This window comes from Notoacmeibacter marinus (assembly GCF_002238045.1).
Taxonomy (GTDB): domain Bacteria; phylum Pseudomonadota; class Alphaproteobacteria; order Rhizobiales; family Rhizobiaceae; genus Notoacmeibacter; species Notoacmeibacter marinus.
This window is the reverse complement of the sequence record NZ_NBYO01000001.1, coordinates 71,493-93,078: the sequence shown is the minus strand read 5'-3', so window position 1 is coordinate 93,078 and position 21,586 is coordinate 71,493. Positions and strand designations below refer to the sequence as shown.

Here is a 21,586-nt window from a genome sequence, read left to right as displayed (position 1 = left end):
CCTTCTACGTGGCTTGGCAGGAGCGCGCAAGGGGAAATCAGGCATCGCGCCGCGCGGGCCGTGTATCCGTTCCGAACTGGGTCCAGGCCGGCGGTGGCGCCGGTCCGATCCGCCTTCCATCTGCATCGAGCGTGTTGCCCTGAACGCGCGATTCCAAGGCGATGCAACCCCAGATCATGCCGAGCAGAAGATAGAAATGACGCCAGTGATCGGTGTCGATGATGAACCCCAGCAAGGTATGGCCGAGCAGTCCAACCCAGGACACCAGTAGAAAGGGCTGCCACGCGCGCTGGCGGAACAGGATGCGGAACCCGGCAACCAGCGACCAGACGATCATGATGAACCAGCTGGCAAACCCGAGCCAGCCATAGCCCATCAGCGCCTTCAGCCAGACATTGTGCGTATCTTCGCCGAGCATACGACCGAAATTCAGCGGACCGATGCCAAGCGGGTTCTCCATGGCCAATTTAAACCCATAGATATGCCGATCGAAGCGACCCATGCGGCCGCCATCGTAATCCTGGACCAGTTGGGCGCGGGTGGAGAAGAGCTCGGCGACGGTCGGGACCTGCAGCGCCACCACGATGCTAAGGCCGAGCAGCGCGAACCCGGCAAGCGCAAGAATCAGGATGCGAATGCGAAACCGTCCGGACCGGTGATGCAGCAGCAACAGGCCAAGTTGAATCGCGACGCTGACGATCAGCAGCCCCCACGCTCCGCGCGAGAAGGAAAAGAAAATGCCCAGCACGATAACCAGAAGGGGGAGCGCCCGCAGCATCATCGCGCCGGCCGGGCCCGTTACCACCCGATGCAGCAGATAAAGGCTCGGCGGCACGAGAAAGGGTCCAAAGACGTTCGGATCCTCGAAAACCCCCGTGGCCCGCCCGTAGCGCGTGAAAAGATCGAGACCGGGTACGCCGAAAAAGCCGGCGATGCCGAGAGTGGACGTCACCACGCCGGCGGCAGCCCATGCGATCATGATGGTTCGCAGCACGTCGGGTCGCTGGCGGATCACTGCGGCATAGAAGATCGCGCTGAACGCCAGAAAGAGGGAAACGGCGAGATAGAGCGGCGTATCGTAGAGTTCGTCCATAACGAGCATGGAAAGCAGGCCGCCAATATTGAACGTGACGAGCAGCAAGATCAACGGCGTGATCGATGCCGCAAGTCGCAGGCCGAACAGCGCCCAGATCGGAATCAGAGCCGCCATGTAGAGCTCGTAGGGCGCCGGCTCGAATTTGACGAAGCCGGCCAGCAGCACGGCAAGGCCAATCGCAGCTTTCGCTACGAGACCGATAAGATGGCGCTGGGCAGCCATGCGTGAAACGGACGGCGTTGGATGCCCCTTGGAGCTCTCGCCGATCGTTGAGCTGGTGCCCGCGATCATAGCCTAATAGGCGTTTTCGGTGTTGAAGAGGCTGAACGGCGTAAGGAGCAGAATCTTCAGGTCGAACAGCAGCGACCAGTTTTCGATGTAGAAAAGGTCGAATTCGGTACGCTTCTCGATTTTCTCTTCACTGTCGATCTCACCGCGCCAACCATTGATCTGCGCCCAGCCCGTCACGCCCGGTTTCACCCGATGCCGCGCGAAATAGCCGTCCACCACCTCGCCATAGAGCTTGTCATGGGCCTGGGCGGTCACCGCATGCGGACGCGGCCCGACCAGGCTGAGCGAGCCGAACAGCGCGTTGAAGAACTGCGGCAATTCGTCGATGGACGTCTTGCGGATGAAACGGCCGATGGGTGTGACACGGGGGTCGCCCTTGGTGACGGCGTTTCTGGCCGTGGGGTCGCATTGATCGGTGTACATCGAGCGGAATTTGTAAACATCGATCTCTTCATTGTTGAAGCCATGACGCTTCTGCTTGAAGAAGACCGGACCCGGGCTGTCGAGCCTTATGGCGATCGCCGTGGCGATCATGATCGGGGAAAACAGGATCAGCCCGGCGAGCGAGAAGACGATGTCGAAGACACGTTTCGCAACCGAACTCCAATCGGTGATCGGTCTGTCGAAAATAGCAAGCGTCGGCACATCGCCGAGATAGGCGTAAGAGCGCGGTCGGAACTGCAAGGCGTTGGAATGCGCCGCCAGACGGATGTCGACCGGAAGCACCCAGAGCTTCTTCAACATCATCAGCACGCGGCTTTCCGCCGTAAGCGGCAGAGTAACGATCAGCATGTCGATCTGCGCGATCCGTGCGAATTCGACCAGATCGTCGATATCGCCCAGCTTCGGATAGCCGGCGACCACGGGCGGGCTTCGGTGATCGTCGCGATCGTCGAAAATGCCGCAGATGCGAATGTCGTTATGCGGCGAGTTCTCCAGCTGGCGGATCAATCCTTCCGCCAGTTCTCCACCGCCGACGATGACGGCGCGCCGCTCGATGCGTCCATTTCGCGACCAGCGCATGATGAGTCGGCTGACGGCGAAGCGCAGGACAAAGAGTGCCGAGAATGTCGCCAGCACCCATGAGCCGAACCAGAAGCGCGAATAGAAGGCGCCGATCTTCAGGAAAAAGGCTGCAAGGGCGACCATTGCAAACGCAATGGCGACCGCCGTCACCAGCCGGTTCAAATAGGCGAAGGGACGCCTGAGGCATGCAACGTCATAGCCGTCGGCAATGCTCAACGCGCCGATACACACCGTGCTGCCGCCCGTGATCAGAAGCACATAGTAGATATGCGGCACGGTCGGATCGTGAACCTGCATCGCGCAAAGCAGATGTCCGACGACGTTGATAAGGGCAAATTCCAGCAAGCGCATAATGCCGGCGATCATGCCGGGAGACAGGCTGTCGTCGCGATATTGCGCTGCCACGGAGCGAGCGATTGCCTTCAGCCGGCGCCGATTTTCCGGATCGAGCGACGGTGGGTCCATCACTGTACGGCGCACGGCTTCCCGGCTGTAACGTTCGGTCGGATCAGGCTGGTTCATGCTCTTCTATCGGGCAAATACGCTCTCATAGCTCTTTATCCCATAAAAATGGTTAGAAAGGCTTGAATCTTCCCCCTGGAACTCAGGAATCGCCGAAGCGCACGCTTTTTCGATCCTGGTAGAACTGCGTAATGGCGTTGGCCATCGTCTCGATGGAGAAGGTGTCGGCCATGAACCGCCGGTCCGGCATGGCGGCGGCGAAACGGTTCGGATTCGCCAGAAGCGCGGCCATGCGGTCTGCGATGGAGGGCGCGTGAGGCGTCATCAGCGCAATGGAGTTGAGACCGAGGATTTCCGGAATGCCGCCGACGCGCGTGGCGATCATCGTGCGCCCTGCCGCCAACGCTTCGAGCACCGTATACGGCATGGCTTCGGCACGGGAGGGTTGCACCACGTGGCGCGCCATTCTCATCGCCTGGCGGATCGGCATGGGATCATGGAACTGCAGGACGTCGGCCAGCCCCAGTTCGCGAACCTGAAATTCGAGCGCCTGCCTGTCCGGGCCATCGCCGACCATGACGGCGGTCGGTCGCCGCCCGTCATCGCTCGTCGGCAGGCTGGCGAAGGCATCGATGAAGAGGTCCGGGCCTTTCAGGTCCCGCATCATGCCGATGAACAGGAAGTCGGCAGCGTCCTTATCGAGCGGCACCGGTTCGAATTCCTCTTCCGACAGACCGTTGTAGATGAGCCGGGTTGCGCAATGCGGCTCGCCCGCCTTGCGCAGAAAGGTCTGGCGTTCGTAATCCGACACGAAGCAGATGCCGTCGCAGATGCGGGAGAACTGCCGTTCCAGCAGCGCAAAGATCTTCCCGGTGCGCGTGGTTTCATCATAGTGCAGGCTGCCGCCATGGGGCGAATAGAAGCGCAAGGGCCGACGGCCCCGATTCGGCCAAGTGCCGAACACACGGCTGAAGACACCGCCCTTGGCCCCATGGCCATGGATCACGTCCGGTTTCATCGTCATGAAACGTTTGTGGGTGGCGAACGCGCTGAAGAGGTCGCGAGGACTAATATGCCGCTGCATGGGCAGGCGATCCAAGCCGAGCGAGATCTGACTGCCGAGGCGTTCCAGCGCCTCATTTTCGAACGCTGTACCGGTTGTCGAATCGCAGACGATACCGACCTGGTGCCCCATGGCTTCCTGCCGCAATGAAAGATCGCGCACATGGCGGAAAATACCGCCAACTGGCGAACGGAAGCAGTGGACGATGCGCATGACCGTCAGCCTCTGGGTTCCACCGGGATCATGGGTCTAGAACAGCCTTTCGCGCACATAGACCGTATCGCCCGGCAGCAGAGGATCGGAGATCGGCACGCGGCCGGTCATGACTTCGCCATTGACCGTCCGGGTGATGTCGACGGAGCCCTGATAGGCGCGGGTGCTGAAACCCCCGGCCGCGGCGATCGCCTTTTGCACCGTCATGCCGGGCACATACAGATACTGTCCGGCTGCGCCCACTTCACCCATGATGAAGATGGGACGGTAACGATCGACCTCCACCGCGACATCGGGATCGCGCAGAAATCCATTCGCCAGCTTGGCGGCGATGTCGAGTTCCAGCTCCTGCGCCGTGCGGCCGCGCGCCGGCACCGATCCCACGAGCGGGATGGAGACATAGCCGGCCTGATCGACGGCGTAGGTTTGCGACAGATCGTCCTCTTCATAAACCAGCAACCGAATATTGTCGCCGGCATCGAGCCGGTACGGTTCCTGAAGCGCGGCGTGAAACGCTGCTGGTGCGGGCCTGTAATGCGTGCATCCCGCAGCCGTCAGGAGAACGGCGGCAAACAGCATGAGAAGCAATCGGTTCGGCAACATCGCTCAGGGTCCTACACATGCGCCACAGCCGAAGGGGCAAAGTGGCCATAGGACGTTATCGATCTATTAGGGTTAAGACCCGGTAAAGCGCCTCGAAGGCCGGGCTCGACACACTATTCACGGTTTAACGCATGTGAAACCATCCTTCTTTACTTTCATACCGATAGTTTCGGAGTTTTCACCTATGCGCCAGGTTTCCCAGCACGAGCAGGACGTCGATGTCGATATGGGAGCATTGTTCGGCGCATTGTGGCGCAACTGGCTGAAGATTCTGATCGCCGTTCTAGCCTGTACGGCACTGGCAGTCTTCGCGGTGATCCTGCTGCCGAAATCCTATATGGGCGAAGCGCGGGTTATTGTGGAGACTGGCGAAAGCGTCTTCACGCGTCCGAACCAGTCCGACCGCTCTGCGCTCGATACGGAGGCCGTGGAAAGCCAGGTTGCGCTGGTGACGTCGACGGAGGTGCTGGCCAATGTTGTGGAGCGCCTCGATCTTGCTGGCCGGGAAGAGTTTCAGCCATCGTCGCTCTTGCCCTTCTCCGAGCCCGATAACGATATTCTGTCGCGGGTCAGCGAACACGTCACCGTCTACCGCGTGGCCAATTCGCGCGTCATCGTGATCGAGTTCAAATCCGAAGACCCCGATCTGGCGGCGGCGGGCGCCAATGCGGTGGCCGACGAATATATCGCGGTCCAGGCTCGCGCGAAGGCGGACAGCAACGCCTCTGCGACGGCTTGGCTTTCGCCGGAAATCGACGAGTTGCAAAAGCGCGTGCGCGAAGCGGAAGCGGCGGTTGCAGCCTATCGTGCCGAAAAGGACATACCCTCCGTTCGCACCGACGGTACGCTGGCCAGTCAGCAGCTTGGCGATCTTTCGGCAGAACTGTCGCGCGTCCGCGCAGAGGCGTCCGATGCAGCGGCGCAGGCCAGAAGCGTTCGCGAAGCTCTCAGCCGGGGCGAGGGGCTGGACGGTCTGCCTGCCGTCCTGGACTCACCGGCCGTACAGAACCTTCAGGAACGCCGCGCGGAACTGGCGAGCGATATTGCCGAGCTGTCGGCGCGGCTACTGGACAATCATCCCCGTATGCGCGGCTTGCGCAGCCAGCTTTCGCAACTGGATCAACAGATCCGAACCGAAGCCCGTAGAGCTGCAAATGCATTGGCGTCGGAAGCCGAAACCGCGCGTTTGCGCGAACAGGAATTGTCCGACCGTATTTCCTCGTTGAAGGCGGAGTCGGCGCGGGTCGATGAGGAAGAGGTCGGTTTACGTGCGCTGGAGCGCGAAGCCTCAGCGCAGCGCGACCTGCTGGAAAGCTATCTGGCCCGCTACCGGGCGGCGCAATCGCGCGATGCCGGTGATTACCAGCCGGTCGATGCGCGTATCTTCTCGCGCGCCACGGTGCCGACATCGCCCGTGTTCCCAAAGCCGGTTCCCATTGTCGCTGCCACTTTCGTGGGAAGTCTGCTTCTGGCTATCGTCGCCGTTCTGATCGCTGAACTGATGAGCGGGCGCGCACTTCGTCCAACCGTGCTCGCGGCCCCGCATCCTGTGGTCCAGCAGGCTTCGCGTCCGCGCAACGGCGGCGATGCGCCCGATCTGGCGCCGTCGCACGCCGATATTGCGCCGATAGCTCCCGAGCCCGAAGTGGCCGTCGCCACCACGGCGGACGCAATGGTCGCCGTGCTTGCCAAAACGGGCGCCTCCCGTGTGGTGTTCGTCAGCCCGGAAGGCGACGGCGCAGCGATTGTCGGCCTGGCCATCGCACGCGCCTTGGCCGATGCTGGAATTCGCGCCATCCTGTTCGATCTTACCGAGAACGCCGCCGCGACCCGCCCATCGCTCGATGGGGAGACGGCCATCGGCATCATGGATGTGCTGGCCGACAAGGCCACGCTGTCGCAGGTGGTCCGTGGCGACTGCTATTCGGACCTGTCGATCGTGCCTTTCGGCCTCACCGAGCCGGCCGAGGCGATCGATCAGATAGACCGGCTGCCCGACATACTGGATGCGCTGGAGGATGTGTTCGACATGGTTCTGGTCGAAGCGGGATCGACGGACGCTGCCGGTCTGGCGCAGCTTCGCAGCCAGAATGCGGAGATCGTGGTCTCCGTCATCGAGGCGGCCGACGCCATGGTCGATTCCCATGTGCGCGAACTCCATGAGGCCGGCTACCGCAATCTTACGATCGCAACTTGCGCGGAACTGACGAAAAGCCGATCGAAGAGCGCGGAAGTGGCTTAACGACCCAAGCGCCGTATTCTCTGGAGTATCCGCATGGCGCCGTCGTTCGATTTGACGCTCCGTTTCATCCGCGCCAGCGTCCTGTAATTCAAGGCATAGATGCGCCCTTTCATCGTCAGTCCGAGGGCAACGTCGAACAGCTCTGTTCGCGTATCGCACCAGCGCCGCTTGTATTCTTCGTCGCCGACGGAAAAATCATAGTAGCGATAGCCGTCATTCGCCGCGCGTTTGATGGATTCGAAGTGCATGTATAGCGATGGGCTGACGGAACGGATATCGGTGTCGACAGGCTCGAATGCCGAAAATTCGCAGACAAGTCTGTCAGGTAGAAGGCTGTGACCGGCAATCGCGATGGGGCGTTCGCCAACGCGCAGAACGGAGATGTCGAACTGCTGATGCCCATCGGCAGCTAAACGATGGAAGAAGGCCCGGACGGTGCTGTCGGCGAAGACGTTGCTGATTCCCCTCTCGCCAAACCGCTTGGCTTTCATCGCGAAGAATGCCTCCAGCGCAGCGGCGATCTGGGACGGCTCGTTCAATATCTCGAAGCTGAGCGGTCCCAAGGATTCCAGCGCGCTTTGGTCTTGCCGGTGTTTCTTGCGTTTCTTCTTGCCGGAATTGCGTTTCAGCCAGAGTTCCCACCCGCCGTCCAGATTGGCCGCCAGGGCGGGATTGACGCTGGTATTGGTATTCAGAGGCAGAAACGGATTGGCTAGATTGTTCAACGCCGGCTGCATTCGCTCCAGCACAAGAGCATCGATCTCAGGATAAATCTCCTGCAAGGTTCGAGCGAGACTGTCCGGGCGAAGGGTCTTTTCAGCAGGTTCGCGCAAAGCAGGGAAACTGCCATTGGCGTGCGATCCGCCGGGTATGGCAGCGACCGTGACACCGAAGGACGAATGGACGATCAGCGGGAGCGACAGGACCGGCAGCCCGTCTTCAACGAAGATCGCGTAGATGATCTGGCCTGCCTTCTCATCCGCCCAGATTTCTGCCCAATGCGGGCCCTGTGGCGCGCCGAATGCCACGGCCTGCTCCGTCAGATCCCGGTGCAGGGCATGACCGTCCGAACCGCTGACGACGCGCCAGCCATCGCCGGCGAAAAAGGGCACGGTTGTCGGGGCAGGAACCGTGCGGCGAGCGGGTGTCTGGCGGGCGATGGGTTGGATCATCCTGGCTTCCGGTGAACGTCGTTCGAGGCGGGTCTCGGACTCTGCCGGATTAGACCAGACGTTCCTGAAGCAAATATGAGCGTGAAGCGGCCGCGAACCGGCGTGGTAAATCAGCGGTTAGCGGACGTTCAGTCGTCACGCGATCCGTTATTCTCGCGTGGACGATACATCCATCGTACCAGCCACATGGCCGGCAGAATCCAGAAAAGGCCCGTGGTGGCGAAGAAGATCAAATGCGTCAGCCCGCTCGATTCGGCGAGGCGCGCAGAAGCGACCGCGACGGTCAGCCACGCGTAGAACAGGGTCAGGAGGATGAGAAGGATCGATCCGACCAGGGTGCGTAGATTGGGACGCATGGTAAGGGCCTGTATTGCGGTGGCAGCACGACGTGCCGCTTGAAAACCATTTCGGGCTGCGGCACAACCCGCCCATTGCGCTCTGCCGAAAGGACCGCCTGGCTATGGCCGCCACCTCCGCATACTCCTCCGAATTCGATCCTGTGGCCGCGACCCGCAAGGAAGACAGGAATCGCCGGCAGATACGGCTCTGGCTCTATTTCGTGCTTGTTCTGATCTTCGCGCTGGTTCTGGTGGGGGGCGCGACGCGGCTGACCGATAGCGGCCTGTCCATCACCGAGTGGAAGCCGATCCACGGGGTCATTCCACCGCTGGATGCCGCGCAATGGCAGGAGGAGTTCGAGAAATACAAGCAGATTCCGGAATATACCGAGATCAATGCGGGTATGAGCCTGGATGAGTTCAAGACGATCTTCTGGTGGGAATGGGCGCATCGCACCCTGGCGCGTGGTGTAGGGCTGGTGTTCGCCGCGGGACTGATCGGCTTCTGGTCGCTCGGCAAGATCGAACGGCGCGTCTTGCCACGGCTGATCGGCATATTGTTGCTTGGCGGCCTGCAGGGCGGGATCGGCTGGTGGATGGTCGCGTCCGGTCTGACCGAGCGGACCGATGTCTCGCAATACCGTCTGGCGGTCCATCTGACGACGGCCTGCCTCATCTTCACGGCCACCATGGCCGTGGCACGAGGGTTGGCGCCTCATAGCGGCGCGCCGTCGTCCCGCGGCTTTCAGATCGGCGCGGGCCTGATCGTGCTGCTTGTCCTTATCCAGATTTTCCTCGGCGGCTTCGTCGCCGGGCTCGATGCGGGTCTTGCCTACAACACCTGGCCGCGCATGGATGGCGCCTGGATACCGTCCGGGCTGGATACGCTGGAGCCGGGCTGGCGCAATCTGTTCGAGAATCCGAAGGCTGTGCAGTTCATTCATCGCGTCGGCGCATATGTCGTCGCGATTGCCGTGCTGTGGCATGCCATTGCCGGTTTCGCCAATGGCAACACGACCCATGCGCGTCGGGCGGCCATTCTCGTGCTGCTGGTCCTGGCGCAGATGGTCGTCGGCATTCTGACGCTGCTTTGGGCCGTGCCGCTTCACACGGCGCTGGCGCATCAGGGTCTGGCCATCGTGGTTCTGGGATGGGCAACCGCGCATTGGCGGGGCACGAAAGGCGCCTATCCGCCCCAGACCCGCGTCGAAGTGCGGCCGCAGACCGATGGTTGGGCGGCGGCGCAGGGCGCCTGATCGCCCTCCGGCCCCTGAGAAGAGAACCGTCAGCGACCCAGCATCAGGTCCAGATTCTGCACCGCCGAGCCGGATGCGCCCTTACCGAGATTGTCGAGTGCGGCGACGAGATTGATCTGTCCGCCGCCTTCGGTTCCGAAGACGTGAATTAGCAGATCGTCCGTGTCTCTCATGGCCTCGGCGTCGAGCCGGGGCAAAGTGTTCGCTTCGCCTAGTGGCGCGATCGCGACATGCTTTTGGCCGGCATAGTGATCCGATAGCGCCGTATGGATCGTAGCCATGTCCGGGTTGCTGTCCAGAAGATCGAGGTGGAGCGGAAGATTGACGAGCATGCCCTGCGCGAAGCGCCCGACAGCCGGCGTGAAGACCGGCTTGCGCGCAATTTCGCCATGCATCATGATTTCCGGCAAGTGCTTGTGCGCCAGCGTGAGTGCGTAGGCGAAGTGATTGGCCGCAATGGCATCGTCGCGCGATGTGTCTTCCATCTGCGCAATCATCTGCTTGCCGCCGCCGGAGTAACCCGATACCGCATTGATGGTGACGGGATAGTTGCGCGGCAAAATGCCGGCCTCGGTGAGGGGCCGAAGCATTGCGACGGAGCCGATCGCGTAGCAGCCGACATTGGCAACCCGATCGGCTGCGGCAATCCGCTCGGCCTGGCCGGATGTCAGTTCCGCAAACCCATAGACCCAGTTATCGGCTGTCCGGTGCGCGGTGGAGGCATCGATGAAGCGCGTGCCTTCGCCCGCAGCAAGCGACACAGCTTCGCGCGCCGCGTCGTCCGGCAGGCAGAGAATGGCGATATCCGCTTCCTGCAGGAAACGCGCGCGTTTTGCCGCATCGCGGCGGTCGTCCATCGGCAGCGAAAGAAGTGTCAGATCGTCGCGCTTGGCCAAACGCTCGCGGATCTGCAGACCCGTCGTGCCATGTTCGCCATCGATGAAGATTTTCGCCGTCATAGCCCTGCCCATTCTCGTACTCGTTCAGCGTGCCTGATATTTCGCGTCGCGGCCGATGACAAGCGGAGCGCTTTCGGCTGACACGCAAAAGAAAAGGCCGGCATGAAAGCCGGCCTTCTCGCAGATGGTCTGTCCGAAACGCTTAGCGCTTGGAGAACTGGAAGGACCGGCGGGCCTTCGCGCGGCCATACTTTTTGCGCTCGACGACGCGGCTGTCGCGAGTGAGGAAGCCACCCTTCTTGAGCACGCCACGTAGCGTCGGCTCGTAATAGGTCAGCGCCTTGGAAATGCCGTGGCGGACCGCACCGGCCTGGCCGGAAAGGCCGCCGCCGGCAACCGTCGCGACGACGTCGTACTGACCCGCACGGTCGGCGGCCACGATCGGCTGTTGCAACACCATCTGCAGGACGGGACGCGCGAAATATTCGGCGAATTCCTTGCCATTAACGCTGATGCGGCCGGAACCGGGCTTCACCCAGACGCGGGCGACCGCATCCTTGCGCTTGCCGGTCGCATAGGCGCGGCCCTGCGCGTCGAGCTTCTGGACATGAACGGGAGCGCTGCTTTCGGTCGTCGTTTCGACGCCGGTGGCTTCGCCCAGTTCTTCGAGGGAGTTCAAATCAGCCATTTGGATCAAGCTCGTGTGTTCTTGGAGGACAGGGCGGCGACGTCCAGCACCTTCGGCTGCTGCGCCTCGTGCGGGTGTTCGGCGCCGGCATAAACCTTCAGGTTCTTCATCTGACGGCGACCGAGCGGGCCGCGCGGAATCATGCGCTGCACGGCTTTTTCCAGAACGCGCTCCGGAAAGCGGCCTTCGAACAGCTGCTTGGCGGTCCGTTCCTTGATGCCGCCCGGATAGCCCGTGTGCCAGAAATACTTCTTGTCTTCATATTTACGGCCCGTGAAGACGGCCTTGTCGGCATTGATGATGATGACATTGTCGCCATCGTCGACATGCGGGGTGAAGCTCGGCTTGTGCTTGCCGCGCAGGCGGTTGGCGACCAGGGAAGCGAGACGGCCGACGACGAGCCCTTCGGCGTCGATCAGGATCCAGTCCTTCGTCACTTCCGCAGGCTTCTGCGAAAAGGTCTTCATGGTTTCGTCCTTTGGAACCGGCGGGTGCGCCGGCGTTTTTTGTTGCTTGGGTTCGGCGATGCCGGGGCATATCCGAACGAAACAATGGCCCGGACATGGGATGCCGGACCACCGATGCCGCGCTCAATAGGTCAGAACCGGGGCGGCGTCAAGCCAGATTTTTTGCTGCAAAATCGCGAAGATAAAGGAAAAACAATATGTTACTGTTTGCGGTACTATGATACCATTGAATAATGGGCGATATTATACTTGACGCACCACGATAGAATCGCCTGCAGCTCATTCTAAGATTAGCACTCTCGACGGAGAGTGCCGAATCAATGCAGAATTGCTCTGATCTTGAATGGCAAAGCATTCTTTCGTGCCGATGCCTTTACGGACGGGCGACCGGCCCGTGAAAGGAGGTGAATGCCATGACTAAGATCAAAATTAGTCGCAGCGCTGTGACCGGCAAGTTCACGACGGTGAAAGCCGCCAAAGGCAAGCCGAACACTCACGTCGTTGAGACCATCAAACGGAAGTAACAGTTAGGCTGACTTCGGGTGGGGCGGAACAATCTTCCCAGTGCGGTCCGCTCCACTCCCACTCTAGTCGTTAATGGTTAATCGTGAGTTAGCTTTTATCAGCGTCCATCTTGCTTACGCTGTTCCTAAAGTGCTTTAGCGTCTTGTGAAACGTCTCTTTCGGCTCGTCTGCTTCCAGTTCGTGGAGTTAGCCAGCTTGTTTCTGGTCTGTTGAAACAGCTACCTAGTGAATTCACGCCGCCGGAATGGCATAGGTTCCCGTCGCATGGGCGGCACATTGGCCCCCGGAGATCATCTCCACTTCGAAGACCAGCAGCGAACGGCCCATCTTGAGGATGCGGCAGATCGCGTCGATCGGCCCGACCTCGGCTTTCCGCATGAAATTGATATTGAGATTCGTGGTCACAATCAGCGGGTCGCCCCGTACGTGGGAGAGCGCGCAGGCCCATCCACCGACATCGGCCAGCGTGAAGAGCGCGGGGCCGGACACCGTGCCGCCGGGGCGCAAATGGCGCTGTTCTGCGTGAAAGCGGAGATGGACTTCGCCCGGCCTGACCTCCGTCACCTCAAACGGAAAATCATCGTGATATTCGCCGAACCCCTCGGCCATGATGCGCTGAACATCGTCCTTGCCAAGCACCGGGGTCAAACTGCTATCGGTTGTTGCCATCACTGTCTCCTCGCGGTCGAAACCCTATCTTGACCGCCAAAGGCGGTGCAATCGGACTGCCTTTATCAAAAGGGCGAAGTATCGGGAGCGGACCATGGGTGAGGTTTTGAAGATCGAACACGGCACGGAAACTCTGCGGATCACGCAGGAGGGCGGGGTGCGCCGCATCGCCATGGCTCGCCCGCCGGCCAATGCGCTGAGCCTCGGTTTCATGGAGGAGTTGACGAACGCCCTGACAGCGGCTGCCGAGGACCGTAATGTCCGCGTGGTTGTGCTCGCCTCGGACGCCAAGGTTTTCTGCGCCGGCCATGATTTGAAGGAAATGCAGGCCGCGCGCGATGAGGCGGACAAGGGCCGTTGCTTCTTCGAAAAGACGTTTCAGCGCTGTGCGGATCTGATGCAGACCATCGTTCGGTTGCGCGTGCCGGTGATCGCTGAGGTGAACGGCGTGGCGACTGCCGCCGGCTGCCAGCTCGTCGCCTCCTGCGATCTGGCGATCGCCTCGGAAGAAGCGCGCTTCGCAACACCCGGCGTCAATATCGGCCTGTTCTGCTCGACGCCCATGGTGGCGCTCAGCCGCAATGTGCACCGCAAGCACGCCATGGAAATGCTCCTGACCGGCGAGACGACCGACCCCACCCATGCGCGTGAGATCGGCCTCGTCAATCGCGTCGTGCCCAAGCAATATCTCGGACAGGTCGTCCAGAAATACGCCGAAACCATTGCCTCCAAGTCGGCCTTCACGCTCAAGATCGGCAAGGAGGCGTTCTACCGGCAGGCGGAATTGCCGCTCTCCGAAGCCTACAAGGAGACCGCTCGGGTCATGGTGGAGAACATGATGGCGAAGGACGCCGATGAGGGCATGAGCGCCTTCATCGAAAAGCGGACGCCGACATGGGTGGACGAATGACGATGTCCGGCGCTCTCCCCGCCCGCATGACAATGGTGACGCTCGGCGTTGCCGATGTCGCCCGTTCGACGGCCTTCTACGAAAAACTCGGTTGGAAGAAGTCCTCGGCTTCCAACGACAGCGTCACCTTCTTTCATATGAGCGGCACGAAACTTGGCCTGTTCGGCCGTGCCGATCTCGCCAAGGATGCGGATATCGAGAACACCGAAACCGGCTTTTCCGGCGTGACGGTGGCGATCAATTTCGCCTCGGAAGGAGAAGTCGATGCCGCCTTCGATCATGCGGTCTCGGCTGGAGCCACCCCGGCCAAACGACCGGAAAAGGTCTTCTGGGGCGGCTATTCCGGCTATTTCGCCGATCCCGACGGTCATCTGTGGGAACTGGCCCACAACCCGATGGCGCCGCTTGACGAGGATGGAAATATGGGACTGCCGGAATGAGCGACGGGGCATCTCTTTCGGGGCACGATCATTACGATAAGCGTCTGATCGTCCGCGTACTCGCGGAAACGAAAACGATCGCCGTTCTCGGCGCATCGGCCAATCCGGCCCGACCGAGCTATTTCGTCGTGAAATATCTTCTCGACAAGGGCTATGAGGTCTGGCCGGTCAATCCTGGCCAGGCCGGCAAGCCGATCTGCGGCGCGATGACCTACGGGAAGCTTGCCGATCTGCCGGCCACGCCGGACATGATCGACATTTTCCGGGCGCCGGACGCCGTACCCGGCATCGCCGCGGAAATCCTCGCGATGGAGAAATTGCCGAAATTCGTCTGGATGCAACTGGGCGTGCGCGACGATGAGAGCGCCGCGCGGCTGGAGGATGCCGGCATCACGGTCATCATGGATCGCTGCCCGAAAATCGAATATGCGCGGCTGTCCGGCGAGATCGGCTGGAATGGCGTGAACAGCCGCGTTCTGTCGTCGCGAAGGCCCGTTGCCGGTCATAAGGTGCAAAGCCTCGGCATTCGTCGGGAATGATTCAGGTTAAGACACCAAAAAAGCGGGCTCTGACGAACCCGCTTTAAGGAGTGGACCGACCATTACATCCGTGGCTCGGCCCAATTTCCGAAATAGTATGCTGCGCTTAAATGGTTAACAAAGGGTTAATGCCAAATAAGGCTGCGTCATGGCCGGTATCGCGACCTTCGGAAATATGTCGCAGACACGCCGGCCAGTTCTTCCGTGGTCCGTATCGTGTCTTCGCGATTGCTTATAGAGTGGGGATGTGACGGGCGAATGACAAGACATGCTCGATTGTCTCTTTCTCTGGACATCGCCGGAAGCTGTCGCCAATGTCCCCACCGATTTTCAGCTCGGATTATGATGAGGAATAAGAATGACCGACCAGCAGCCCGGATTTTCGACCCTGGCAATTCACGCCGGCGCCCAGCCTGACGCGACCACCGGTGCGCGCACAACGCCAATCTACCAGACCACATCCTATGTGTTCGAAAGCGCCGACCATGCCGCCTCGCTCTTCGGGCTGCAGGCTTTCGGCAACATCTACACCCGCATCATGAACCCGACGCAGGGCGTCCTTGAAGAGCGCCTGGCCGCGCTCGAAGGCGGCACCGCCGCACTGGCGGTCGCGTCCGGCCACGCTGCGCAGTTGCTGGTCTTCCACACGATCATGGAACCGGGCGACAATTTCGTCGCCGCCAAGAAGCTCTATGGCGGCTCGGTCAACCAGTTCGGCCACTCCTTCAAGAGTTTTGGCTGGGAAGTGCGCTGGGGCGATGTCGAAAGGCCCGAAACCATGGCCGATCTGATCGACGAGCGGACCAAGGCGATCTTCATTGAAAGCTTCGCCAACCCGGCTGGCGCGGTGTCGGACATCGCGGCCATCGCGGAAGTCGCGCAGAAGGCCGGCATTCCGCTCATCGTGGATAATACGATGGCGACGCCTTATCTCTGTCGCCCGCTGGAGCATGGCGCCGACATCGTTCTGCATTCGCTGACGAAGTTTCTTGGCGGCCACGGCAATTCCATGGGCGGGGTCATCGTCGATGGCGGCACGTTCGACTGGAGCGCCTCGGACCGTTATCCGATGCTGAAAGAGCCGCGGCCCGAATATGGCGGCGTCAAGCTGCATGAGACTTTCGGCAATTTTGCTTTCGCCATCGCCTGCCGCGTGCTCGGCCTGCGCGATCTCGGCCCGGCCATCAGCCCGTTCAACGCCTTCCAGATCTTGACCGGTATCGAGACCTTGCCGCTGCGGATGCAGCGTCACTGCGAAAACGCGCTGGCAGTCGCGAAACACCTGAAAGGCCACGACAAGGTGGAATGGGTGAACTATTCCGGCCTCGACGATTCGCCCAATCATGCACTCCAGCAGAAATACGCGCCGGATGGGGCAGGGGCGGTCTTCACCTTCGGCCTGAAAGGCGGCTATGAGGCCGGCGTGAAATTCGTCGAGGGCCTCGAACTCTTCAGCCATCTCGCCAATATCGGCGATACGCGCAGCCTCGTGATCCATCCGGCCTCGACCACGCACCGCCAGCTTTCCGACGAACAGCGCGGCGCGGCAGGCGCGGGCAATGAGGTCGTACGCCTGTCGGTCGGTATCGAGGCGGTCGGCGATCTTCTGGCCGACCTCGACCAGGCGCTTGCCAAGGCCTGACATTCAAGGTCTCCGGGCGGGCGCACCGCGGCTCCCGACCCGGTTCCGAGTCAGGAAATCACTGTCCAAGTCCCGCGAAGGTGCGGCTGTGGGATTAAGAAATGGCAATGGCGGTTTCAGTGATCGCCATTACGCCTATCTGTCGGAGCGCAACGACGATTTTTCAAACATCTGGGGCGGCATGCTGACCGGCGATAACAAACGAAAGAGCGATCTGCCTTCCGATGAGGCGATCGGCAAAGCCGCCGAAACGCTTGGTCCGCTTCTCTATATGCGGGGCGCTAAAGAGGGACGCGCCCATTTCGCGCTTCTGACGCTGCGTCCGAGCGACAGGCCGAGCGCGCCGCTTCGGACCGATGAACGGGAATGGCAGCCGCACGCGGTCTTCAATCGATACGGTGTCACCGCAGATCGCTACCTTTTCGAACTGCCTGTCGGGCTGCCCAATGGCTGGTACGAACTGGATGGCGAGCGGATCAATCTGGCGACCGATTACGAAGGCGACGATATGCGAGTCGCGTTCGTTTCATGCAACGGGCAGGAGCAGGGCGATCTGGAGCGGGAGAAGGAACAGCGCAACACCTTGTGGTCGCGCCTGAAGGCCGAGCACGCCGAAGCGCCGCTGCATCTGCTCCTCCAGGGCGGCGACCAGATCTACGCCGACGAGATCCTCGACGCTCATCCGCTGACACGCCGGTGGGAGGACGAAGAAGACTATTTCGGAAACGACGTCACCGCCGAAGATGTCGAGACCATTCGTGTGGCGCTGTCGCGATCGCTCTTTGGCCGCTATCTGGTGCTGCTTGGTCATGACGAAGCGAAATCGCTTCTCAGTTCGGTGCCCACGATTTCGATGTGGGACGACCACGATATTTGCGACGGCTGGGGATCGCTGGCGGAAGGCAAACTCGATTCGCCGGTCGGCCAGACGGTTTACGAGGTGGCCCGCGAACACTTTCTTCTGTTCCAGCAGGCCGCAACGCTGGACGATCTGCCCGATATCATGATGGACCGGACGGCGGGCGGCTTCGGCGTTCATGTCGAACTGCCCGGTCTCCATGTCCTCGCACCCGATCTGCGCAGCGAGCGCCGCCCGGATCGCGTCATGGGCGAGGAAGGCTGGCGGACATTCGACGAGGCACTGAAGAAGGCCGCGGGTCATCGTGTCCTGTTCGTCTCGACGGTTCCGGTTCTCGGCCCGCGCTTATCGCTTGTGGAATCGATGATGAACATCATTCCAGGGGCGCAGAAATATGAGGACGATCTGCGCGATCAGTGGCAGAGCCGGCATCATCGCAAGGAGTGGACGCGAATGCTGGCCCGACTGGTAAAAGCCAAGGACGAGGAGGGCACCGATGTCACCGTTCTGTCCGGCGAGATTCATCTGGCAACGCGCGGCACGCTCGCCTGCAAGACGGGAACGGTGCATCAGCTCGTGGCGTCCGGCATCACCCACGATCCGCCCCCGCGCGGCTGGGCGCGAACGCTGGGAACCCTGGCCTGGCTCGGCGAGACGCCGCTGCCGAACCATCCGATCCGTATGCGATCCATACCGGGCCATCCGCGCACCTATTGCGATCAGCGCAACTATCTTCGCCTGATGCGCAAGGGCGAGCAATGGCTTGCCTGGTGGGAAACGGAAGAGGACGGGACGACGGACATGCTCGATCTCAGCGCCGTCGATCCGTCCGTCTAGCGGAGCCCGTCCGCTCTTTCCTATTCAGTGGCGGCAATGTTCCGGGACCCTGACCGCCTTCCAGCCGGTCGACGCCGCGCGCACCTTCACCTGTTCCGTCACCGTCGCGTATTCCGCAGGGATCGTGTGGACGCGTTCACTGGCCGGGCGAACGACCACGGTGCGCGCGACCCGTTCGCGAACGGCTGGAATATGAACTTCTTCCGTCCGCGCGGGGTGAACGATCTCCTCGACCCAATCGGTGCCGTAGCGGGGCGGAATGATCTTGTAGCTCACCGTCGCGGGCCGAACGGTGACCTGGCGGGCGACGGTCTCGTGGCGAGGCGGCAGCTTCACTTTGCACAGCGTTTTCTTGCCGTGCACCATCCGCCACTCCCATCCATAGCCGCCGGACACCGTGACGGTCTCGTGGACGATCTTTGTGACCGCCGGGTGATGCTGCGGCACGCGTTCGGTCGGACGCAGCAGAACCCGTCTTTTCACGCCCCGCGTCACGGCTGGAACATAGCGCCATTCCGTTCGGGCCGGTTGAGTGACGACGGTCTGCCAGACCGTTTTTGTGATGGCCGGGATGTGTTCGACGCTGCGGCGGGCCGGCGCGACCTGCACCCGCTTGGTCACGGTCTTGTACTTCGCGGGGTGGTGAACCGGCTGATAGCAGGAGGCCGAATGGCTGCCGGCGGCGGCGGGCAGGATGCTCGCCAGCCCCAGCGAGACACTTGCCGCGCTGGCCAAAATGAGGCGAAAGGCAACGGTCGAACGGTGGGTCATGCTGTCACGTCCTTTCCACAAACAACGCAAATAGCCGTCATCATGGTCAGGCTAACGCAGGAAAAGCGTGTTTTGCTGCCATTTCCGGCAACAGGGTTTGCGCGAAAGGTTACTGCTTAGGATTGTATCTTTTGCACGGCGTCGCGATGGTCTTGTTATCGGGAACGCTCAACCCTTATTTAGGGAGTCCGCGGCTACCCCTTTTTCCGAAGGCCCCGCCAATTGGCCGCTCAGGGCGAAACGGACAATCCGTTCCGCTTTCCGTAACGTTTAAGGATTATCTATGAGAGACCCAATCGAAACCGCAATGAGCCTTGTGCCGATGGTCGTGGAGCAGACCAATCGCGGCGAACGGGCATACGATATCTTCTCGCGGCTTTTGAAAGAACGCATCATCTTCATTACCGGCCCCGTCGAAGACGGTATGGCGTCGCTGGTCTGTGCGCAGCTGCTGTTTCTGGAAGCGGAGAACCCCGCCAAGGAGATCAGCCTCTACATCAACTCGCCGGGCGGTGTTGTGACGAGCGGCATGGCAATCTACGACACCATGCAGTTCATCAAGCCGCCAGTGACCACGCTCTGCGTCGGGCAGGCGGCGTCAATGGGATCGCTCCTTCTTTGCGCCGGCGCGGAAGGCATGCGGTTCGCAACGCCCAATGCCCGCATCATGGTCCACCAGCCCTCCGGCGGTTTTCAGGGTCAGGCGTCCGACATCGAACGCCACGCTCAGGACATCATCAAGCTTAAGCGTCGTTTGAACGAAGTTTACGTCAAACATACCAATCAGGATTACGATACGGTCGAACGGACCCTGGACCGCGACCATTTCATGACGGCCGACGAGGCACAGGACTGGGGTTTGATCGATAAGGTCATCACGACCCGCGAAGCGGTCGAAGACGAGGCCAAGTAAGAAGGCGACGGGCCGGCTTCGGCGAAAACGGCCCGTTTTACTTTCCCATTCACTGAATTGCCTGCATTGGCGAATTGTGTTTGGGTTGCATGAATCAGTCCCTTGACGCGAACCGTTGGTGAGAACGGCGACGCGGGGCAGCGAAAGGACGAACATATGAGCAAAGTCGGCGGCAATGGGGGCGGTGATTCGAAGAACACGCTGTACTGCTCTTTTTGTGGCAAGAGCCAGCACGAGGTCCGCAAGCTGATTGCAGGGCCGACCGTTTTCATCTGCGATGAATGCGTCGAACTGTGCATGGACATCATCCGCGAGGAGAACAAGAGCTCCATCGTCAAATCGTCTGATGGTGTGCCGACCCCTCTGGAAATTCTGGAAGTCCTCGACGATTACGTCATCGGACAACCGCACGCCAAACGGGTTCTCTCGGTCGCGGTCCACAATCACTACAAGCGTCTGGCCCATGCGTCCAAGAACCAGGATGTCGAGCTGGCCAAGTCGAATATCCTGCTGATCGGCCCGACCGGCTGCGGCAAGACGCTGCTGGCACAGACCCTGGCGCGCATCATCGATGTGCCGTTCACCATGGCCGACGCCACCACGCTGACCGAAGCCGGCTATGTCGGCGAGGACGTCGAGAACATCATCCTCAAACTGTTGCAATCGGCTGACTACAATGTGGAGCGCGCTCAGCGCGGCATTGTCTATATCGACGAGATCGACAAGATCAGCCGCAAATCCGACAATCCGTCGATCACGCGCGACGTGTCGGGCGAGGGCGTCCAGCAGGCGCTGCTGAAGATCATGGAAGGCACGGTCGCTTCGGTCCCGCCGCAGGGCGGACGCAAGCATCCCCAGCAGGAGTTCCTGCAGGTCGATACCGCCAACATCCTGTTCATCTCGGGTGGCGCGTTTGCCGGCCTCGACAAGATCATCTCCGATCGCGGACGCAAGACCTCCATCGGTTTCGGCGCTAGCGTCGAAAACCCGGATGATCGCAAGACGGGCGAATTGTTCCGCAAGGTCGAGCCGGAAGATCTGTTGAAATTCGGTCTGATCCCGGAATTCGTCGGTCGTCTGCCGGTGCTCGCCACGCTCGAGGATCTTGACGAAGATGCGTTGATCCAGATTCTGAGCGAGCCGAAGAACGCTCTGGTCAAGCAGTATCAGCGTCTGTTCGAGATGGAAGACGTGCAACTGACGTTCCACGAGGATGCGCTGCGCGCTATCGCCAAGCGCGCTATTGAGCGCAAGACCGGCGCCCGTGGCTTGCGGTCGATCATGGAAGGCATTCTGCTCGACACGATGTTCGACCTTCCGGGTATGGAGGGCGTTCAGGAAGTCGTGATTTCGGAAGAGGTCGTGGGCGGAAATGCCCAGCCCCTCTACATCTATTCGGAATCGCGCAAGGAAAAGGACAAGACGTCCGCCTGACACGCACGCATAACTTTGCCGAGACTAAGAGAGGCGCCCGCAGGGGCGCTTTTCGTTTGCGGGGTCGGGACACCCTTATCGCCGACCAGCCGACAACCGATCACCCTTGCCGCTTTATCCACGCTGCGCCATAATTGACGTAAGGTCATGGGAGGGTGAAATGAAGCATTTCGATCCAAAGACATTGCTGATCGTTGGAGAAGGGGTGAGGCACGTTTGCGGTAGTGCGAT

At 60.8% G+C, this 21,586-nt stretch carries 20 protein-coding genes; 9 read left to right on the top strand and 11 right to left on the bottom strand.

Features of this window, described 5'->3' with window-relative positions; all coding sequences use genetic code 11:
- Positions 1 to 37 precede the first annotated feature (37 nt).
- The 4 genes from B7H23_RS00415 to B7H23_RS00400 all read right to left on the bottom strand — a co-directional run bounded on the left by B7H23_RS00415 (position 38) and on the right by B7H23_RS00400 (position 4,754).
- Positions 38 to 1,318: an O-antigen ligase family protein gene (locus B7H23_RS00415; RefSeq protein ID WP_240534911.1), complete on the bottom strand. Its 1,281-nt coding sequence runs from the start codon at positions 1,316 to 1,318 to the stop codon at positions 38 to 40.
- Between the two features lie 72 nt (positions 1,319 to 1,390).
- Positions 1,391 to 2,935, bottom strand: coding sequence for an undecaprenyl-phosphate glucose phosphotransferase (locus B7H23_RS00410; protein ID WP_094075454.1), 1,545 nt, complete (start codon positions 2,933 to 2,935; stop codon positions 1,391 to 1,393).
- A gap of 82 nt (positions 2,936 to 3,017) precedes the next feature.
- Complete coding sequence (locus B7H23_RS00405; protein WP_094075453.1) at positions 3,018 to 4,151, bottom strand: glycosyltransferase family 4 protein; 1,134 nt, start codon at positions 4,149 to 4,151, stop codon at positions 3,018 to 3,020.
- A gap of 36 nt (positions 4,152 to 4,187) precedes the next feature.
- Entirely contained in the window at positions 4,188 to 4,754 is a 567-nt protein-coding gene (locus B7H23_RS00400; RefSeq protein ID WP_240534910.1) for a polysaccharide biosynthesis/export family protein, read from the bottom strand.
- Positions 4,755 to 4,938: 184 nt separating this feature from the next.
- Between B7H23_RS00400 and B7H23_RS00395 the strand changes: the two genes are divergently transcribed.
- Entirely contained in the window at positions 4,939 to 6,996 is a 2,058-nt protein-coding gene (locus B7H23_RS00395) for a GumC family protein (RefSeq protein ID WP_094075452.1), read from the top strand.
- Here B7H23_RS00395 and B7H23_RS00390 read toward each other — a convergent pair.
- Positions 6,993 to 8,168 (bottom strand): GNAT family N-acetyltransferase, encoded by a 1,176-nt coding sequence (locus tag B7H23_RS00390; RefSeq protein WP_094075451.1) that lies wholly within the window; start codon positions 8,166 to 8,168, stop codon positions 6,993 to 6,995. The two genes, B7H23_RS00395 and B7H23_RS00390, sit on opposite strands and share 4 nt — an antisense overlap.
- A gap of 128 nt (positions 8,169 to 8,296) precedes the next feature.
- Positions 8,297 to 8,524, bottom strand: coding sequence for a DUF2842 domain-containing protein (locus B7H23_RS00385; protein ID WP_094075450.1), 228 nt, complete (start codon positions 8,522 to 8,524; stop codon positions 8,297 to 8,299).
- A gap of 104 nt (positions 8,525 to 8,628) precedes the next feature.
- On the opposite strand from B7H23_RS00385, the gene B7H23_RS00380 reads away from it, so the two are divergent.
- Positions 8,629 to 9,762: a COX15/CtaA family protein gene (locus B7H23_RS00380; RefSeq protein ID WP_094075449.1), complete on the top strand. Its 1,134-nt coding sequence runs from the start codon at positions 8,629 to 8,631 to the stop codon at positions 9,760 to 9,762.
- A 29-nt stretch (positions 9,763 to 9,791) separates the two neighbouring features.
- Here the strand turns inward: B7H23_RS00380 and argC are convergent, their stop codons facing one another.
- The 4 genes from argC to B7H23_RS00360 all read right to left on the bottom strand — a co-directional run bounded on the left by argC (position 9,792) and on the right by B7H23_RS00360 (position 13,010).
- Positions 9,792 to 10,721, bottom strand: coding sequence for an N-acetyl-gamma-glutamyl-phosphate reductase (argC, locus tag B7H23_RS00375; protein WP_094075448.1), 930 nt, complete (start codon positions 10,719 to 10,721; stop codon positions 9,792 to 9,794).
- 142 nt (positions 10,722 to 10,863) lie between these two features.
- Complete coding sequence (rpsI, locus tag B7H23_RS00370) at positions 10,864 to 11,349, bottom strand: 30S ribosomal protein S9 (protein WP_094075447.1); 486 nt, start codon at positions 11,347 to 11,349, stop codon at positions 10,864 to 10,866.
- 5 nt (positions 11,350 to 11,354) lie between these two features.
- Positions 11,355 to 11,816 carry a 50S ribosomal protein L13 gene (rplM, locus tag B7H23_RS00365; RefSeq protein ID WP_094075446.1) on the bottom strand — a complete coding sequence of 154 codons (462 nt, stop codon included), beginning with the start codon at positions 11,814 to 11,816 and terminating at the stop codon, positions 11,355 to 11,357.
- A gap of 756 nt (positions 11,817 to 12,572) precedes the next feature.
- On the bottom strand, positions 12,573 to 13,010 hold the full coding sequence (locus B7H23_RS00360) for a PaaI family thioesterase (RefSeq protein ID WP_094075445.1): 438 nt from the start codon (positions 13,008 to 13,010) through the stop codon (positions 12,573 to 12,575).
- Positions 13,011 to 13,104: 94 nt separating this feature from the next.
- Between B7H23_RS00360 and B7H23_RS00355 the strand changes: the two genes are divergently transcribed.
- The 5 genes from B7H23_RS00355 to B7H23_RS00335 all read left to right on the top strand — a co-directional run bounded on the left by B7H23_RS00355 (position 13,105) and on the right by B7H23_RS00335 (position 18,237).
- Entirely contained in the window at positions 13,105 to 13,920 is an 816-nt protein-coding gene (locus B7H23_RS00355) for an enoyl-CoA hydratase (protein WP_094075444.1), read from the top strand.
- Positions 13,905 to 14,360, top strand: a complete 456-nt coding sequence (locus B7H23_RS00350; protein ID WP_240534909.1) for a VOC family protein — start codon at positions 13,905 to 13,907, stop codon at positions 14,358 to 14,360. The genes B7H23_RS00355 and B7H23_RS00350 overlap by 16 nt, the downstream gene beginning before the upstream one ends.
- Positions 14,357 to 14,899 carry a CoA-binding protein gene (locus B7H23_RS00345; RefSeq protein ID WP_094075442.1) on the top strand — a complete coding sequence of 181 codons (543 nt, stop codon included), beginning with the start codon at positions 14,357 to 14,359 and terminating at the stop codon, positions 14,897 to 14,899. The genes B7H23_RS00350 and B7H23_RS00345 overlap by 4 nt, the downstream gene beginning before the upstream one ends.
- 358 nt (positions 14,900 to 15,257) lie before the next feature.
- Positions 15,258 to 16,541 carry an O-acetylhomoserine aminocarboxypropyltransferase gene (locus tag B7H23_RS00340; RefSeq protein ID WP_094075441.1) on the top strand — a complete coding sequence of 428 codons (1,284 nt, stop codon included), beginning with the start codon at positions 15,258 to 15,260 and terminating at the stop codon, positions 16,539 to 16,541.
- Between the two features lie 88 nt (positions 16,542 to 16,629).
- Positions 16,630 to 18,237 carry an alkaline phosphatase D family protein gene (locus B7H23_RS00335; protein ID WP_206608836.1) on the top strand — a complete coding sequence of 536 codons (1,608 nt, stop codon included), beginning with the start codon at positions 16,630 to 16,632 and terminating at the stop codon, positions 18,235 to 18,237.
- Between the two features lie 24 nt (positions 18,238 to 18,261).
- On the opposite strand, the gene B7H23_RS00330 is transcribed toward B7H23_RS00335, so the two are convergent.
- Positions 18,262 to 19,008: a hypothetical protein gene (locus B7H23_RS00330; RefSeq protein ID WP_094075440.1), complete on the bottom strand. Its 747-nt coding sequence runs from the start codon at positions 19,006 to 19,008 to the stop codon at positions 18,262 to 18,264.
- Between the two features lie 283 nt (positions 19,009 to 19,291).
- On the opposite strand from B7H23_RS00330, the gene B7H23_RS00325 reads away from it, so the two are divergent.
- Positions 19,292 to 19,921, top strand: coding sequence for an ATP-dependent Clp protease proteolytic subunit (locus B7H23_RS00325; RefSeq protein ID WP_094075439.1), 630 nt, complete (start codon positions 19,292 to 19,294; stop codon positions 19,919 to 19,921).
- Between the two features lie 156 nt (positions 19,922 to 20,077).
- Positions 20,078 to 21,355, top strand: coding sequence for an ATP-dependent Clp protease ATP-binding subunit ClpX (gene clpX, locus B7H23_RS00320; protein ID WP_094076771.1), 1,278 nt, complete (start codon positions 20,078 to 20,080; stop codon positions 21,353 to 21,355).
- The last annotated feature ends 231 nt before the right edge of the window (positions 21,356 to 21,586 follow it).